20 protein-coding genes are annotated in these 12333 nt (G+C 68.7%); 7 read left to right on the top strand and 13 right to left on the bottom strand.

The window, feature by feature from the left end; genetic code table 11:
- Positions 1 to 221: hypothetical protein (locus tag ACE3TL_RS14520; protein WP_374579393.1), on the top strand; the 221-nt coding region annotated here is incomplete at its 5' end.
- Positions 222 to 235: 14 nt separating this feature from the next.
- Here ACE3TL_RS14520 and ACE3TL_RS14515 read toward each other — a convergent pair.
- Positions 236 to 538, bottom strand: a complete 303-nt coding sequence (locus ACE3TL_RS14515; protein WP_374579392.1) for a hypothetical protein — start codon at positions 536 to 538, stop codon at positions 236 to 238.
- The gene (locus ACE3TL_RS14510; protein ID WP_374579391.1) at positions 535 to 801 is read right to left on the bottom strand and encodes a DUF2312 domain-containing protein; all 267 of its coding nucleotides are present in this window, start codon (positions 799 to 801) and stop codon (positions 535 to 537) included. Before ACE3TL_RS14510 ends, ACE3TL_RS14515 begins: the two co-directional genes overlap by 4 nt.
- A 148-nt stretch (positions 802 to 949) precedes the next feature.
- On the opposite strand from ACE3TL_RS14510, the gene folE reads away from it, so the two are divergent.
- Positions 950 to 1534 (top strand): GTP cyclohydrolase I FolE, encoded by a 585-nt coding sequence (gene folE / locus ACE3TL_RS14505; protein WP_374579390.1) that lies wholly within the window; start codon positions 950 to 952, stop codon positions 1532 to 1534.
- On the opposite strand, the gene ACE3TL_RS14500 is transcribed toward folE, so the two are convergent.
- From ACE3TL_RS14500 to ykgO, 4 genes are read right to left on the bottom strand one after another with little or no spacing between them, the layout of a single operon-like run.
- On the bottom strand, positions 1535 to 1834 hold the full coding sequence (locus ACE3TL_RS14500; protein WP_374579389.1) for a type II toxin-antitoxin system RelE/ParE family toxin: 300 nt from the start codon (positions 1832 to 1834) through the stop codon (positions 1535 to 1537). It lies immediately after the preceding gene.
- Entirely contained in the window at positions 1831 to 2112 is a 282-nt protein-coding gene (locus tag ACE3TL_RS14495; RefSeq protein WP_374579388.1) for a type II toxin-antitoxin system ParD family antitoxin, read from the bottom strand. Before ACE3TL_RS14495 ends, ACE3TL_RS14500 begins: the two co-directional genes overlap by 4 nt.
- Before the next feature lie 34 nt (positions 2113 to 2146).
- On the bottom strand, positions 2147 to 2758 hold the full coding sequence (locus ACE3TL_RS14490) for an HAD family hydrolase (protein ID WP_374579387.1): 612 nt from the start codon (positions 2756 to 2758) through the stop codon (positions 2147 to 2149).
- 10 nt (positions 2759 to 2768) lie between these two features.
- On the bottom strand, positions 2769 to 2894 hold the full coding sequence (gene ykgO, locus ACE3TL_RS14485; protein WP_056023006.1) for a type B 50S ribosomal protein L36: 126 nt from the start codon (positions 2892 to 2894) through the stop codon (positions 2769 to 2771).
- Positions 2895 to 3051: 157 nt separating this feature from the next.
- Here ykgO and ACE3TL_RS14480 point away from each other — a divergent pair, with 157 nt between their 5' ends.
- Positions 3052 to 4341 carry a lytic murein transglycosylase gene (locus ACE3TL_RS14480; RefSeq protein WP_374579386.1) on the top strand — a complete coding sequence of 430 codons (1290 nt, stop codon included), beginning with the start codon at positions 3052 to 3054 and terminating at the stop codon, positions 4339 to 4341.
- Between the two features lie 3 nt (positions 4342 to 4344).
- Here the strand turns inward: ACE3TL_RS14480 and ACE3TL_RS14475 are convergent, their stop codons facing one another.
- Positions 4345 to 5679 carry an MFS transporter gene (locus ACE3TL_RS14475; protein ID WP_374579385.1) on the bottom strand — a complete coding sequence of 445 codons (1335 nt, stop codon included), beginning with the start codon at positions 5677 to 5679 and terminating at the stop codon, positions 4345 to 4347.
- Between the two features lie 123 nt (positions 5680 to 5802).
- Between ACE3TL_RS14475 and motA the strand changes: the two genes are divergently transcribed.
- The gene (gene motA / locus ACE3TL_RS14470; RefSeq protein ID WP_374579384.1) at positions 5803 to 6672 is read left to right on the top strand and encodes a flagellar motor stator protein MotA; all 870 of its coding nucleotides are present in this window, start codon (positions 5803 to 5805) and stop codon (positions 6670 to 6672) included.
- A 143-nt stretch (positions 6673 to 6815) separates the two neighbouring features.
- Here the strand turns inward: motA and ACE3TL_RS14465 are convergent, their stop codons facing one another.
- Together ACE3TL_RS14465 and purE are read right to left on the bottom strand one after the other, a co-directional pair.
- Positions 6816 to 7895: a 5-(carboxyamino)imidazole ribonucleotide synthase gene (locus tag ACE3TL_RS14465; protein WP_374579383.1), complete on the bottom strand. Its 1080-nt coding sequence runs from the start codon at positions 7893 to 7895 to the stop codon at positions 6816 to 6818.
- 9 nt (positions 7896 to 7904) lie between these two features.
- Positions 7905 to 8396 carry a 5-(carboxyamino)imidazole ribonucleotide mutase gene (gene purE, locus ACE3TL_RS14460; RefSeq protein ID WP_374579382.1) on the bottom strand — a complete coding sequence of 164 codons (492 nt, stop codon included), beginning with the start codon at positions 8394 to 8396 and terminating at the stop codon, positions 7905 to 7907.
- Positions 8397 to 8520: 124 nt separating this feature from the next.
- Between purE and ACE3TL_RS14455 the strand changes: the two genes are divergently transcribed.
- Both ACE3TL_RS14455 and ACE3TL_RS14450 read left to right on the top strand, forming a co-directional pair.
- A complete protein-coding gene (locus tag ACE3TL_RS14455; RefSeq protein ID WP_374579381.1) occupies positions 8521 to 9249 on the top strand; it encodes a GGDEF domain-containing protein in 729 nt (242 codons plus the stop codon).
- A gap of 67 nt (positions 9250 to 9316) precedes the next feature.
- Positions 9317 to 9682 carry a VOC family protein gene (locus ACE3TL_RS14450; RefSeq protein WP_374579380.1) on the top strand — a complete coding sequence of 122 codons (366 nt, stop codon included), beginning with the start codon at positions 9317 to 9319 and terminating at the stop codon, positions 9680 to 9682.
- 232 nt (positions 9683 to 9914) lie between these two features.
- Here ACE3TL_RS14450 and ACE3TL_RS14445 read toward each other — a convergent pair whose 3' ends face one another.
- The 3 genes from ACE3TL_RS14445 to ACE3TL_RS14435 are packed head-to-tail and all read right to left on the bottom strand — an operon-like array spanning position 9915 to position 11229.
- Positions 9915 to 10133, bottom strand: a complete 219-nt coding sequence (locus ACE3TL_RS14445) for a YdcH family protein (RefSeq protein WP_374579379.1) — start codon at positions 10131 to 10133, stop codon at positions 9915 to 9917.
- Between the two features lie 47 nt (positions 10134 to 10180).
- Positions 10181 to 10627: a TIGR02444 family protein gene (locus ACE3TL_RS14440; protein ID WP_374579378.1), complete on the bottom strand. Its 447-nt coding sequence runs from the start codon at positions 10625 to 10627 to the stop codon at positions 10181 to 10183.
- Complete coding sequence (locus ACE3TL_RS14435) at positions 10624 to 11229, bottom strand: UbiX family flavin prenyltransferase (protein WP_374579377.1); 606 nt, start codon at positions 11227 to 11229, stop codon at positions 10624 to 10626. Before ACE3TL_RS14435 ends, ACE3TL_RS14440 begins: the two co-directional genes overlap by 4 nt.
- Before the next feature lie 131 nt (positions 11230 to 11360).
- Here ACE3TL_RS14435 and ACE3TL_RS14430 point away from each other — a divergent pair, with 131 nt between their 5' ends.
- Positions 11361 to 11534, top strand: coding sequence for a DUF465 domain-containing protein (locus tag ACE3TL_RS14430; RefSeq protein ID WP_374534167.1), 174 nt, complete (start codon positions 11361 to 11363; stop codon positions 11532 to 11534).
- A gap of 167 nt (positions 11535 to 11701) precedes the next feature.
- Here ACE3TL_RS14430 and ACE3TL_RS14425 read toward each other — a convergent pair.
- A partial coding sequence (locus ACE3TL_RS14425; RefSeq protein WP_374579376.1) for a cell cycle transcriptional regulator TrcR occupies positions 11702 to 12333 on the bottom strand: 632 nt, incomplete at its 5' end.

The raw sequence follows: 12333 nt of genomic DNA, 5'->3' as shown, positions 1-12333 counted from the left end.
TCCCGGTACGGTCGCAGCGACGGGCGCAGGTCCGGGGTGGCCACCCCGGACCTGCTTCCGGCTCCACAACACTGCATCACTTCAAACAGACAATCCCGGAAGCCGCGCAGCGGCTGTCCGGGACCCATGAACACCTGATGGATCAGGCCGTGGCGAAGCCTCGCCTCATTCTGCTTGGAGGGCGCGAATGGGTCCCGGTCTTGCTGCGCAAACCGGGATGACATGGTTGGAGGAATTAGTCCTCGGCGTAGGATTTCGGCCGCCGCCGGAAGGGCTTTTTCTCGCCCTTGGCCTTGGCGGCGATCTCCTTGAGCTTCACGGCTTGCATGAGCGACAGCGCCTCGCCGGCCGCGCCCTTTTCGGGATCGCCGAAGGCGCGGCCGTAGGTCTTCACCCGGTCCTCGACCGATCCGAGGAACTCGCCCTCCCAGTCGGACAGCTTCACCTCGGCGCGCTCGGCCTGGCGGCGGACGCGCTTCAAGGCGTTCAGCGCCGCCCGCTTGGCCTGCGCCTTCCGATCTGGCGGGGCGCGCTTCAAATCTCTCCGATGGCCGAGAGATAGAGGTCGAGAATCGCCTCTTCCTCCAGCCGCTTGGCGCGGTCCTGCTTGCGGATGCGGACCACCTTGCGCAGCACCTTGACGTCGAAGCCGTTGCCCTTGGCCTCGGCGAAGACTTCCTTGATCTGCTCGGCGATCTCCGACTTCTCCTGCTCGAGGCGCTCGATGCGTTCGATGATGCTCTTGAGCTGGCCCTGGGCGGCCTGGTTCAGGATGTCGCCGTGGGGATTGTCGTCGGACATGGGCTTAAGCGTCTCACAGCTTCGGGTTGGCGGAAAGGCGGCGGAACCTAGCGGCGCGGCCGGCCCGTGTCATCCGCCCTGCTGAACCTTCGCCCGCTGAACCTTCGCCATGATCGGCCGTTGAGACGGATCGACGCGGAGTTTCCCCATGCCCGATCCCAAGCGCCCTCCGACCCAGAGCGAAGCCGAAGCCGCCGTCCGCACCCTGATCGAATGGGCGGGCGACGATCCAGGCCGCGAGGGCCTGCTCGACACCCCCGCCCGCGTGGCGCGCGCCTACAGGGAACTGTTCGCCGGCTACGACGCCGATCCGCGGGAATACCTGGAGCGCACCTTCGAGGAGGTGGGCGGCTATGACGAACTGGTCGTGCTGCGCGACATCCGGGTGGTCAGCTTCTGCGAGCACCACATGCTGCCGTTCATCGGCAAGGCCCATGTCGGCTACCTGCCCGACCGCCGGGTGGTCGGCATCTCCAAGCTGGCGCGGGTGGTCAACGGCTTCGCCCGCCGGCTGCAGATCCAGGAGAAGCTGACCTCCGAGATCGCCGAGGCGATCCACGACATCCTGGAACCGCGCGGCGTCGGCGTGGTGATCGTCTCCGAACATAGCTGCATGACCATGCGCGGGGTGAACACGCCCGGCTCGCGCCTGACCACCAGCCACCTGACCGGCGTCCTGCGCGACGACCCACGCACCCGCCAGGAGTTCCTGGAGTTCGTCAGGAACGGTTGATCAGATGGTCTCGGTCCAGTTCACCCCACCGTAGAAGAGCCTCAGGATGAGGACGCGGGTTTCGTCCACCGCAAAGGCGATCGTGACGCGCCGCTCGAAGCCAACGATCCGAAGGCCGGGCCGAATGTCATCACGGCGCGTCCCTCGCTCAGCGGCGAGATCAAAGCTCTCAAGATAGGCTTGTAGACGCTCCACATAGGAGAAGGCCGTCCCTGGCGAGGTCTGGTCTTCGATCCAGTCGTAGAGCGAGGTCAGATCGTCCAACGCCTCGGGGGCGTAAACAACCAGCCGCCGGATCACCGACGGTCCTGCAGCCGCTTCGTATGATGCGCCTTCAATCGCGCGGCGATCTCGGTTCCATTCATGGCGCGCGACGGATCAGCCGTCAGGGCGTCGAACGTCGGCGCCACCTCGTCGCGAAGCCAGCGTTCGACCGCCTCGTCTCGTTCCTTCAGCGCTCTGAGGCCGGCGCGAACCACTTCGCTGACGGAGGCGTAGTCGCCAGCGGCGACCTTGGCGTCGATATATGCCGCCTGCTCGCCCGGCAGACTGATCGTGCGTTTTTCCAAGGTCGACATCGGTGCACCTCGCACGCTCAAAGGTATGAATAATTCACACCCGAAGCAATCCCCGCGCCTCCAGGGCTGGGCGCAGGGCGGCGGGGTCGGTGAAGTGGTGCGCATCGAAACCGAAGCGACGGGCGCCTTCGATGTTCGCGGCCGAATCGTCGATGAAGAGCACCTCGCCGGGCGCCAGGCCGAACGTCTCGCAGGCATGGGCGTAGAACGCCGGATCGGGTTTCATCAGTCCGATATGGGCCGAGACCACATAGTCCCGCAGCCGCGCGAAGGCCGGGCTCAGGGCGATGGTCCCCGGGAAGGTCTCGTGGGACATGTTGGTCACGCCGTACTGCGGCACGCCGGCCGCGTGCAGCGCCTCGATGGCCGCCTCGGTCTCGGGAATCGGTCCGGAGAACATGTCCCACCACCGGGTTTCCCAGGCATGGATGGCCTCGGCGTATTCCGGGAAGCGTTCGAGCAGCGGCGCGCGGTTGTCCGCGAAGCTCACGCCGAGGTCGTGGGCGACGTGCCATTGCATGGTGCAGACATGAGAAAGGAACCGGTCGCATTCGGCCGGTTCCTCGAAGAACGCCTGGTAGAGCGTGCGCGGGTTCCAGCGCACGATCACATTACCGATGTCCCAAAGGACAGCCTTGGCGGCCATCCTCGTCGCCTTAGCCTTGCTTGGCCTTGAAGCGCGGGTCGGTCTTGTTGATGACGTAAACGACGCCCTTGCGACGCACGAGCTTGCAGTCGCGGTGGCGAGTCTTGAGCGACTTGAGCGAGCTTCTGACCTTCATGGACCTATCTCGGGCTCCGAGCCGGGGCCCGGGGTGTTGTCTGTAAGAGCCGGCGCGTATACGGGCCGGACCTCGAAGAGTCAACGGCCGATGGCCTGCAAAGCGCCTCTCGCCCTTGTGATTGAGGGCCCAGGCGGGCGCCGCTAGGCTCCAGGTCATGGACCGTCGCCTCTTCCTTGTCTTGCTGCTCGCCGGCTGCGCCGGTCCGGCCCCGCCCACCCCCTCCGCTGCGGGGCCCCGCCCGGCGGAGCCGCAGCCGCCGCCCGGCCCCGCCCAGCCGGCGGCCTCCGAGGCGGGGGCGTCCGGCGACGCGGGCTTCGACGCCTGGCGCGCCGATTTCCGCAGCCGCGCCGTGGCCGCAGGCCTTTCGCCCGCCCTGGTCGACCGCGAACTGGCCGGCCTGACGCCCAACCCCAAGGTCATGCGGCTGGACTCGGCCCAGCCGGAATTTTCCAAGCCGGTGGGCGACTATATCAAAGGGGTCATCAGCGACGACCGCATCGCGCGCGGCCGGCGCTATCGCGCCGAACTGCCCTTCTGGCCGGCGGTCGAGCAGCGGTTCGGCGTGCCGCGCGACATCCTGATCGCCGTCTGGGCCATGGAGAGCGCGTTCGGCGCGATCCAGGGCGACTTCGACGTCATCCGCTCGATGGCCAGCCTCGCCTATCAGGGCCGCCGCCGCGCCTGGGCCGAGGGCGAGCTGATCGCCACGCTGAAGGTCATCGCCTCGGGCGAAGCCACGCGCGCCCAGCTCAAGGGCTCCTGGGCCGGCGCCATGGGCCAGACCCAGTTCCTGCCCTCGAACTACCTGACCGTGGCGGTGGACGGGGACGGCGATGGCCGCCGCGACATCTGGGGGTCGCCGAACGACGCCCTGGCCTCGGCCGCCAACCTGCTGGCCAAGGGCGGCTGGGTCCGCGGCGGCGCCTGGGCGCGCGAGGTCGCAGCGCCCCCCGGCTTCGACTACAGCCTCACCGAAGGCCCGCGCGAGGCGCCCGCCTGGTGGGAGGCGCGCGGGGTGCGCGCCGCCGACGGCCGCCCCTGGAGCGCCGCCGAGCAGGGCGCAGGCGCGATGCTGTCGGCGCCGGCCGGCGCCGCAGGGCCGATGTTCCTGCTGTTCCCGAACCACTTCGCGATCCGCAAGTACAACAACTCCACCGCCTACGCCCTGGGGATCGGGCTGCTGGCCGACCGGTTCGCCGGCGGCGCGCCGCTGGTGCGGGCCTGGCCGGTGGAGACGCCCCTGGCCATCTCGGACCGGATCGGCGCGCAGACGGCCCTGGCGCGGCTGGGCTTCGATCCCGGCGCGCCGGACGGGGTGGTCGGGGTCAACACCCGCACGGCGCTTCGCGCCTGGCAGAAGGCCCGCGGCCTGATCGCCGACGGCTATCTCTCGATGGACATGGTGCGGCGGCTGAACGTCGAGGCCGGCGCACTCGCGAACTGAGGCTCAGGCCCCGTCCTCGTCGCTCTTCTCCAGGGTGGCCATGGCCGCGTCGGCGCGGGTGGCCGGCTGCGGATGGGCGTTGCGGAGCTGCGGGTTGCGGAAGGCGTAGACCAGCATCAGCGTCATCATGCCGCCGCAGAGGATGAACGGCGCGGGGGCCACCCGCTCGTAGAGCCAGACGAAGGCCGGCGCCAGCACGACATTGACGCCGTTGACCGCGGCGATGGCCCCGGCCACCCGCGCCTGCTCGTGCATGTCGACCGCCAGGGACGAGCCGGCGGTGAAGCCCGGGCGGGCCAAGCCGAAGCCCAGGCTGGAGATGGCGTATCCGGCCACCACCGCTGCATAGCTCGGCTGCAGGGCGACGATGACGTTGCCGATGGCCGCCACCCCGACGCCCCAGCGCAGCAACTGGCGCGGCGTCATCTCGAACATGCGGATGATGCCCCACTGGGCCAGCAGGCCGGCGACCGCCCCGAACATCATGGCGATGGCGATATAGCCCTGGGCCTCGATCGGGGTGATCTTCAGCTTGTCGATGATCAGGAAGCCCAGGGTCTGGGCCTGGGCGGTCTGACAGACGGCGACGATGAAGCCGTAGATCAGGAACGGCGTCACGCGCGGGTCGCGCCACATCGGGCGTTCCTTGACCTTGGCCTCGGCACCCGAGGCGCCTGGAGACACCTCGGCCGTCACGTGCGGCTGCGGCATCTTGCTGCTTTCGGGCAGGTACTTCCACACCACGAACAGCATGAGTCCGGCCAGCACCGCGAAGCCGAACAACGGGCCGGCCAGATCGACCTTCAGCCCATGCAGCACGAACAGCGGGGCGATGAAGGGGCCGATGACCGTGCCCAGGCCGAAGGCGCCGGCTAGGGCCGACATCGACTGGGTGCGCTGCTCGGGCGGGGTGTGCTCGGCGATATAGGCCTGGGTGGCCGGGTTCGAGGCCGCGCCGAACAGGCCGAACACCGCCCGCGCCACCAGGAACATCCCGAAGATGATCATCGGCGCGGCCAGGTGCAGCAGGCCCGCGCTGACCACCAGGCCGCAGGCGACCATCGAGGCCATGAACCCCGACAGCCCGATCAGCATCAGCGGCTTGCGGCCATAGCGGTCCGAGGCCCTCGCCCAGAACGGCGACGAAAACGCCCACAGCAGCGCCGAAAGCGAGAAGATCGCCGCCACCATCGGGTCGGGAATGCCGATCGACCGGCCGATGGCCGGCAGCACGGAAATCATCCCGGTATTGCCCATGGCCGTAACCAGGGACACGCCGAAGATGATCGCAAAGGTCCCCTTGGGCAGTCCCTCGGGCGCGGAGACGAACTTGGGCATGAGAAGGCTGTTAATCCGCGCCGCGCCGATGCGCAAACCCATACCGCACCGCAGGACGCACACGCGGCATTAAGCATTAATCGCCATGCTGCCCGCCTAATCCGCGGGGACCGCCTTTATCCTATGTTCCAGATTATCGGCATCGTGCTGCTGTTCGGCCTGGTGTTCGGCAGCTACATCATCTCCGGCGGCAATATGGGCGTCATCATGCACGCCCTGCCTCACGAGATGATGGCCATCGGCGGCGCCGGCGTGGCGGCCTTCCTGATCTCGAACTCGGTGCCGGTGATCAAGAGCTCGCTGGCCGGCTTCGGCAAGGTGTTCGCCGGACCGAAGTGGAAGGCGGCCGACTATCGCGACCTGCTCTCGCTGCTGTTCCTGCTGACCAAGACCATGAAGTCCAAGGGCGTCATCGCCCTGGAAAGCCACATTGAGAACCCGAAGGAGAGCACGATCTTCTCGCGGTTCCCCAAGGTGATGAAGGACCACTTCGCCGTCGACTTCATCTGCGACACCCTACGGATGATGACCATGAACCTGGAGGACCCCCACCAGGTCGAGGACGCGATGGAAAAGCAGCTCGAGAAGCATCACCACGAGGCGCTCGGCGCGCCCGGCGCGCTGCAGAACCTGGCCGACGCCCTGCCCGCGCTCGGCATCGTCGCCGCCGTCCTCGGGGTCATCAAGACCATGGGCTCGATCACCGAGCCGCCGGAAGTGCTGGGCGGCATGATCGGGGGCGCCCTGGTCGGGACCTTCCTCGGCGTGTTCCTGGCCTATGGCCTGGTCGGCCCGATCGCCACGCGGCTGAAGGAGATCGTCGAGGAGGAGAGCTCCTTCTACAAGATCATCCAGTCGGTGCTGGTGGCCCACCTGCACGGCAACGCCGCCCAGATCTCGGTGGAGATCGGCCGCGGCAACGTGCCCTCGGGCGCGCAGCCCAGCTTCCTGGAACTGGAAGAAGCCCTCTCGGCGATCCCTGCGGAGGGATAAGGCTTGCCTCTCAAGATGCTCACCCTCTGGGGGAGCTGTCAGCCGAATGGCTGACTGAGGAGGACTTTCAACTCAGCTTACCCCTCCGTCTCGCGGCTCCGCCGCGATCCACCTCCCCCAAAGAGGGGAGGATCTATGCACCCCTATAACGGCCGCAGCCGGTTCACGTGGCCCATCTTGCGGCCGGGCGTGGCCTCGCGCTTGCCGTAGAGGTGGATGCGGGTCTCCGGCTCGCCGGCCAGCTTGGCCCAGGCCTCGGCTTCCTGGCCCAGCAGGTTCAGCATCTCCACCCGGGAATGGGCGTGGGTCGGCCCTAGCGGCCAACCGGCGACGGCGCGGATCTGCTGTTCGAACTGGTCGACCTCGCAGCCGTCCATGGTCCAGTGGCCGGTGTTGTGCACCCGCGGGGCGATCTCGTTGACCAGCAGCCGCCCACCCTTCAGCTCGAAGAGCTCGATGCCGATCACCCCTATATAGTCCAGCGCCGAAAGGACTTGAGCGGCGATGCGCTCGGCCTGGGCGGCGGTCTCGGCCGAGACGTCGGCGGGGGCGAACGAGCGGCGCAGCACCCCCTTCTCGTGATGGTTCTCGGCCATCGGATAGACGGCGATCTCGCCGTCGCGCCCGCGGGCGGCGATCACCGACAGTTCGCGCACGAAGTCGGCGGGCGCTTCGAGGATCACCGGCTTGCCGCCGACCGCTTCGAAGGCGGCCGGCGCCTCAGCGGCGTGTTCGACCCACTTCTGGCCCTTGCCGTCATAACCCTCGCGCCGGGTCTTCATCAGGGCGGGCGCGCCCAGGGCGGCCACCGCCTCGCGCGCGGCCTCGGCGTCGTCGGCGGCGACGAAGGCGACGGTCGGAACCCCGGCCCCGTTCAGGAAGGTCTTTTCCTCGACCCGATCCTGGGCGACGGCCAGGGCGCGGGCGCCCGGCGCCACCGGCACGCCCAGCCTGGTCAGATGCTCGACCGCCGCGGCCGGGACGTTCTCGAATTCGAAGGTGACGACATCGGCCAGCTTGGCCAGTTCGGCCAGGGCGGCGGGATCGTCATAGGCGCCGACGACTTCATAGGCGCTGACGCGGCTGGCCGGGCCGCCCGCCTCGGGATCGAGGACGGCGACGTCGAAGCCGAGCCTCCCGGCCGCCAGCGCCAGCATGCGGCCAAGCTGCCCCCCGCCGAGAATCCCGATCGTCGAGCCGGGGGGCAGGGGAAAGGCGGTCATGGGAATACTCTAGTCTTCGACGGTTTCGGCCACGCCGGCCGTGACGGAGGCGCGCAGATCGGCCAGGCGCTGGGCCAGGCTCTCGTCCGACAACGCCAGGATCTGGGCGGCGAGAAGGCCGGCGTTCTTGGCGCCCGCCTCGCCGATGGCCAGGGTCGCGACCGGAATGCCGCCCGGCATCTGCACGATCGACAGCAGCGAATCCATGCCCTTCAGCGCCCTGGACTCGACCGGCACGCCCAGCACCGGCAGCTCGGTCAGCGAGGCGGTCATGCCCGGCAGGTGCGCCGCGCCGCCGGCCCCGGCGATGATCACCTTGAAGCCGGCCGCCTTGGCGCCCTTGGCGAAAGCGTACATGCGATCGGGCGTGCGGTGGGCCGACACCACCTTGGCCTCGTAGGCGACGCCGAGGCTCTCCAGCACGTCGGCCGCGGCCTTCATGGTCGGCCAGTCCGAGCGGCTGCCCATGATGATGGCGACCTGCGCCTTGCCTGCGCTCATCCCGAAAGACCCCTTCGCCGGAAAGCGCGGGAGTATAGGCGCCGGCCTTGCGCCCGCAACCAAGGACGTTCAGGATTCTGCAAGCTCAAGGTTCCGGCCGATTCTCCAGCCCCTGGAAGGCGTTATGAAGATCACGGGCGCGCGTACAGAACCGTTCTCGGCGATCCGCAAGCGCGCCCTGGTCCATGCCGGAGCCCAGGCGACGGCGGCCCAGGTCCAGGCGGGCGACAGCGCCGCCTTTCTCGGCCTCTCCGAAGCCGACCTGACGCCGACGGTGCAAGGGGCGCTCAAGACCCTGCTGACCGAGATCGACGACCTGCGCGGCGAGGTCGGCCGCCTGAAGGCCCGGCTGGCCGAGGTCGAGGGCCTGGCCGACCGCGACGCCCTGACCCCGCTGCTCAACCGCCGCGCCCTGATGCGCGAGCTGTCGCGCATCCGCACCTTCGCCCAGCGCTACGGCTCGCCCGCCAGCCTGGTCTATTTCGACCTCGACGGCTTCAAGGCGGTCAACGACCGCTACGGCCACGCGGCCGGCGACGCCTGTCTCTGCGCGGTCGCCGAACGCCTGACCGCCAATCTGCGCGAGAGCGACATCGTCGGACGCATGGGCGGCGACGAGTTCGCGGTGATCCTCGTCCAGGCCGACCTCGCCACCGCGGAAGCCAAGGCCAAGGCGCTGGCCGGCGCCATCGAGGCGACGCCCATCCGCTTCGGCGAATGGACCGCCCCGCTGCATGTCTCCTACGGCGTGCGCGAGATCACGCCGGACGCCGAGCCCGAAGCCCTGGTCGCCGCGGCGGACGCGGCGATGTTCGTGCGCAAGCGTGGAGCGCGGATCGTTCCGCCGCGTTGAGACCGCTTCCCTGACGCGCGCGTCATGCGGCTATGATCGCGCAACGATCTGAAAAAGGGGAAACACCATGATCGGCTACACCACCGTCGGCTCGAACGATCTGGAGAAGGCCAAGACCTTCTTCGACGCCGTGCTGGCGCCGCTGGGCGCCAAGCGCAGCTTCGGCACCGAACGCATGCAGTTCTACGGCTCGCCGGGCGGCGGCGCCCTGGCCGTGTGCGAGCCCTACGACAAGCAGACCGCTTCGCCCGGCAACGGCGCGATGGTCGCCCTCGCCTGTCCCTCGCCCGAGGTGGTCGACCAGGTGCACGCCGCGGCCCTGGCGGCCGGCGGGACCTGCGAAGGCGAACCCGGCAAGCGCATGCCGACCTTCTACGGCGCCTATTTCCGCGACCTGGACGGCAACAAGTTCTGCGCCTTCAAGATGGGGTGAGGCGGCGCATCCAGGATGTGAACTGTACGAGCCCTCTCCCTGCGCAATGGGGGAGAGCAGCGCATCCAACGCCAAGGCGGCCGGGGCTACCGCCGCGGAAAGACCTCAGCCCCCTCATCCGTCAGGCTTCGCCTGCCACCTTCTCCCGCAAGGGGAGAAGGAAAATCGGTGCAAATCCATACGCGATCCAACATGGCGGTTGGGAGGAAAACTCCATCCAACCTGCCGCGCGTCAGGCGATGATGTCGGGGGTCTGCTGGTCCTTCAGGCGCTGGATCTCGTCCTTGAGGGCCAGCTTCTTGCGCTTCAGCCGGGCGATGACCAGCATGTTTGGCGCCGGCGCCTGGGTGATCGCTTCGACGGCGACGCCCAGGTCGGAGTGCTCCTGAATCAGGGAATGGAGACGTGCGGCCAGCCGCGCCTCGGGATCGTTCCTGTCGTCGTCGTTCATCACTCAAACCCGCCCGGCCCCTCTATGCCACGGCGCAGGCAGGCGGCCTAGCTCAGCGCGCCCGCCAGGCGAGCCAGGGCCTCGTCGGACGCCGAAACTCCCCAGGCGCGGGAAGCCGCTTGCAGCGCCGCCAGGGCGGGAAGTCCGCCCGCTCGGGGGCCGCAGAGCCCCTCCAGCGCGTCCAGCAGCAGCCGCTCGGCCTGCAGCTCCACCGCCTTCACGTCCTCGCGCAGCGCTTCGCGCGCCCGGTCGTCCACGCCTGCGAGCGCAGGCTTCAGGCCGCGCCGCGCCGCGCGCAGCGGCTTGATCGCTCGTTCGTCCAAGGCCGCGGCGAGGCTCGCCCCCCGCGCCAGGGTTTCAGCGTCCGCGCCCTCGGCCCAGACCGCCCAGAGCAGCAACGGGACATTCTGGCCGTGGTCGTCCTGCAAGGCCAGGCAAGCCTGGGCGACCCCCTCCTGCGCATAGGCCTCCAGCGCCCAGGCCCAGAGGCTCACGCTTCGCCTCCGCCGCCGATCGGCCCGACATCCTGGCCCCAGCGCTTCACCGGCCGCCAGGAAAGGCCGAACAGGTCCAGCGCCCGGCCTACCGACTGGTCGACCATGTCCTCCAGGCTCGCCGGGCCGGCGTAGAAGGCCGGCAGCGGCGGGGCGATCACCGCCCCCATCTCCGCCAGCCGCACCATGGTCCGCAGGTGGCCCAGATGCAGCGGCGTCTCGCGCACCATCAGCACCAGCGGCCGGCGCTCCTTCAGGGTGACGTCCGCCGCGCGGGTCAGCAGCGAGGCGGTCACGCCGGTGGCGATCTCGCTCATGGTGCGCACCGAGCAGGGCGCGACGATCATGCCGAGCGTCGGGAACGATCCCGAGGCCACCGCCGCCCCGATGTCGCCGGCCCGATAGGCGACGTCGGCCTTGGCCTGGGCGTCCGCAAGGCTGAGGCGCGTTTCCTGCGAAAGGGTCAGGGCGGCCGCCTTGGAGAATATCAGATGGCTCTCGACCTCCAGCTCGCGGCAGGCGTCGAGCACGCGCAGACCGTAGGCGACGCCGCTCGCCCCGGACACGCCGACCACCAGCCGCGCCCGCTCAGGGTTGCTCATGCCATTGTGTCTCCACTGACGGTTTCAAGCCCCGCCCGGGCGGGGCCGCGAGCAAGCATATGTGATCTGACAGGTCGAAACAGCGGGTGTTCACTCGTCCTCATCGTCGTTCGACAAGGAGATGACGCATCATGGCTGTCGAAGCCCGTATCCGTGAACTTGGCGTCCGCCACCAGAGCCTGGAGCGGATGATCCATGAGGAAGCGAGCAGACCATCATCGGACGCCATGAAGTTGAAGGAGTTGAAGCGCAAGAAGCTGAAGCTCAAGGAGGAGATCGAGGCCCTGGGCGCGCAAGCGCACTAGGGACGGCTCCTCCTCGTCCGTCAGGGCGGGGCCGGACGCCAGGCGACCCTGCCGACCGTTTCCACTGGGTCCCCGGAGGCGGTCGACAGGGTCGGCTGCGCTTTTCCCCAACCTGCGCCGCTTCCTGGCGCAGCCTATGAAAAAGGGGCGGAAACCGCCCCTTCTCCTTAGTCCTCGTCGCCGTCTTCGTCCTGGAAGCGCGGCTCTTCGGCCTCGTGGTGGTCATCGCCCGGCGAAGCGCCGGTCTCCGACGCCGGCTCCAGGGTCGGGCCATCGACGATCCCGCGCTTGGCGTCGTCCTTGGCCTTCTTCTCGGCCGCCTTCTTCACCACCGCGTCGAGTTCGAGCTGGGTGGCCAGGCCCAGGGTCACCGGATCGACCGGCTTGATGTTGGGCGAGTTCCAGTGGCTGCGGTTGCGCACCTGCTCGATGGTGGCCTTGGTGGTGCCCAGCAGGCGGGCGATCTGGCTGTCGGCCACTTCCGGGTGGTTGCGGATGAACCAGGCGATGGCGTCCGGGCGGTCCTGGCGGCGCGACACCGGGGTGTAGCGCGGCGCCTTCTTCACCGGCTTCAGCAGCTCGGCGTGGCGGCTCTTCTGGACCTTCATGCGATAGCGGTCGTCGCCCTGCGCCTTGTCCAGTTCCTCGCGCGAAAGCTGGCCGTTGGCGATCGGGTCGGCGCCGCGGATGTCGCGCGCCACTTCGCCGTCGGCGATGCCCTTGACCTCCAGCGGATGCAGCCCGCAGAAGTCGGCGATCTGATCGAAGGTGAGCGAGGTGTTGTCGACCAGCCAGACGG

The organism is Phenylobacterium sp., from assembly GCF_041920015.1.
GTDB lineage: Bacteria > Pseudomonadota > Alphaproteobacteria > Caulobacterales > Caulobacteraceae > Phenylobacterium.
This window is presented reverse-complemented; position numbering and strand designations above follow the sequence as displayed.

Bases quoted from the DNA above. Each gene is read 5' to 3' on its own strand.
- ACE3TL_RS14480 (WP_374579386.1), top strand. From the start codon at position 3,052: ATGGACCGTCGCCTCTTCCTTGTCTTGCTGCTCGCCGGCTGCGCCGGT.
- ACE3TL_RS14430 (WP_374534167.1), top strand. From the start codon at position 11,361: ATGGCTGTCGAAGCCCGTATCCGTGAACTTGGCGTCCGCCACCAGAGC.
- ACE3TL_RS14455 (WP_374579381.1), top strand. From the start codon at position 8,521: ATGAAGATCACGGGCGCGCGTACAGAACCGTTCTCGGCGATCCGCAAG.
- ACE3TL_RS14450 (WP_374579380.1), top strand. From the start codon at position 9,317: ATGATCGGCTACACCACCGTCGGCTCGAACGATCTGGAGAAGGCCAAG.
- folE (WP_374579390.1), top strand. From the start codon at position 950: ATGCCCGATCCCAAGCGCCCTCCGACCCAGAGCGAAGCCGAAGCCGCC.
- ACE3TL_RS14495 (WP_374579388.1), bottom strand. From the start codon at position 2,112: ATGTCGACCTTGGAAAAACGCACGATCAGTCTGCCGGGCGAGCAGGCG.
- ACE3TL_RS14435 (WP_374579377.1), bottom strand. From the start codon at position 11,229: ATGAGCAACCCTGAGCGGGCGCGGCTGGTGGTCGGCGTGTCCGGGGCG.
- purE (WP_374579382.1), bottom strand. From the start codon at position 8,396: ATGAGCGCAGGCAAGGCGCAGGTCGCCATCATCATGGGCAGCCGCTCG.
- motA (WP_374579384.1), top strand. From the start codon at position 5,803: ATGTTCCAGATTATCGGCATCGTGCTGCTGTTCGGCCTGGTGTTCGGC.
- ACE3TL_RS14490 (WP_374579387.1), bottom strand. From the start codon at position 2,758: ATGGCCGCCAAGGCTGTCCTTTGGGACATCGGTAATGTGATCGTGCGC.
- ACE3TL_RS14465 (WP_374579383.1), bottom strand. From the start codon at position 7,895: ATGACCGCCTTTCCCCTGCCCCCCGGCTCGACGATCGGGATTCTCGGC.
- ACE3TL_RS14445 (WP_374579379.1), bottom strand. From the start codon at position 10,133: ATGAACGACGACGACAGGAACGATCCCGAGGCGCGGCTGGCCGCACGT.
- ykgO (WP_056023006.1), bottom strand. From the start codon at position 2,894: ATGAAGGTCAGAAGCTCGCTCAAGTCGCTCAAGACTCGCCACCGCGAC.
- ACE3TL_RS14510 (WP_374579391.1), bottom strand. From the start codon at position 801: ATGTCCGACGACAATCCCCACGGCGACATCCTGAACCAGGCCGCCCAG.
- ACE3TL_RS14475 (WP_374579385.1), bottom strand. From the start codon at position 5,679: ATGCCCAAGTTCGTCTCCGCGCCCGAGGGACTGCCCAAGGGGACCTTT.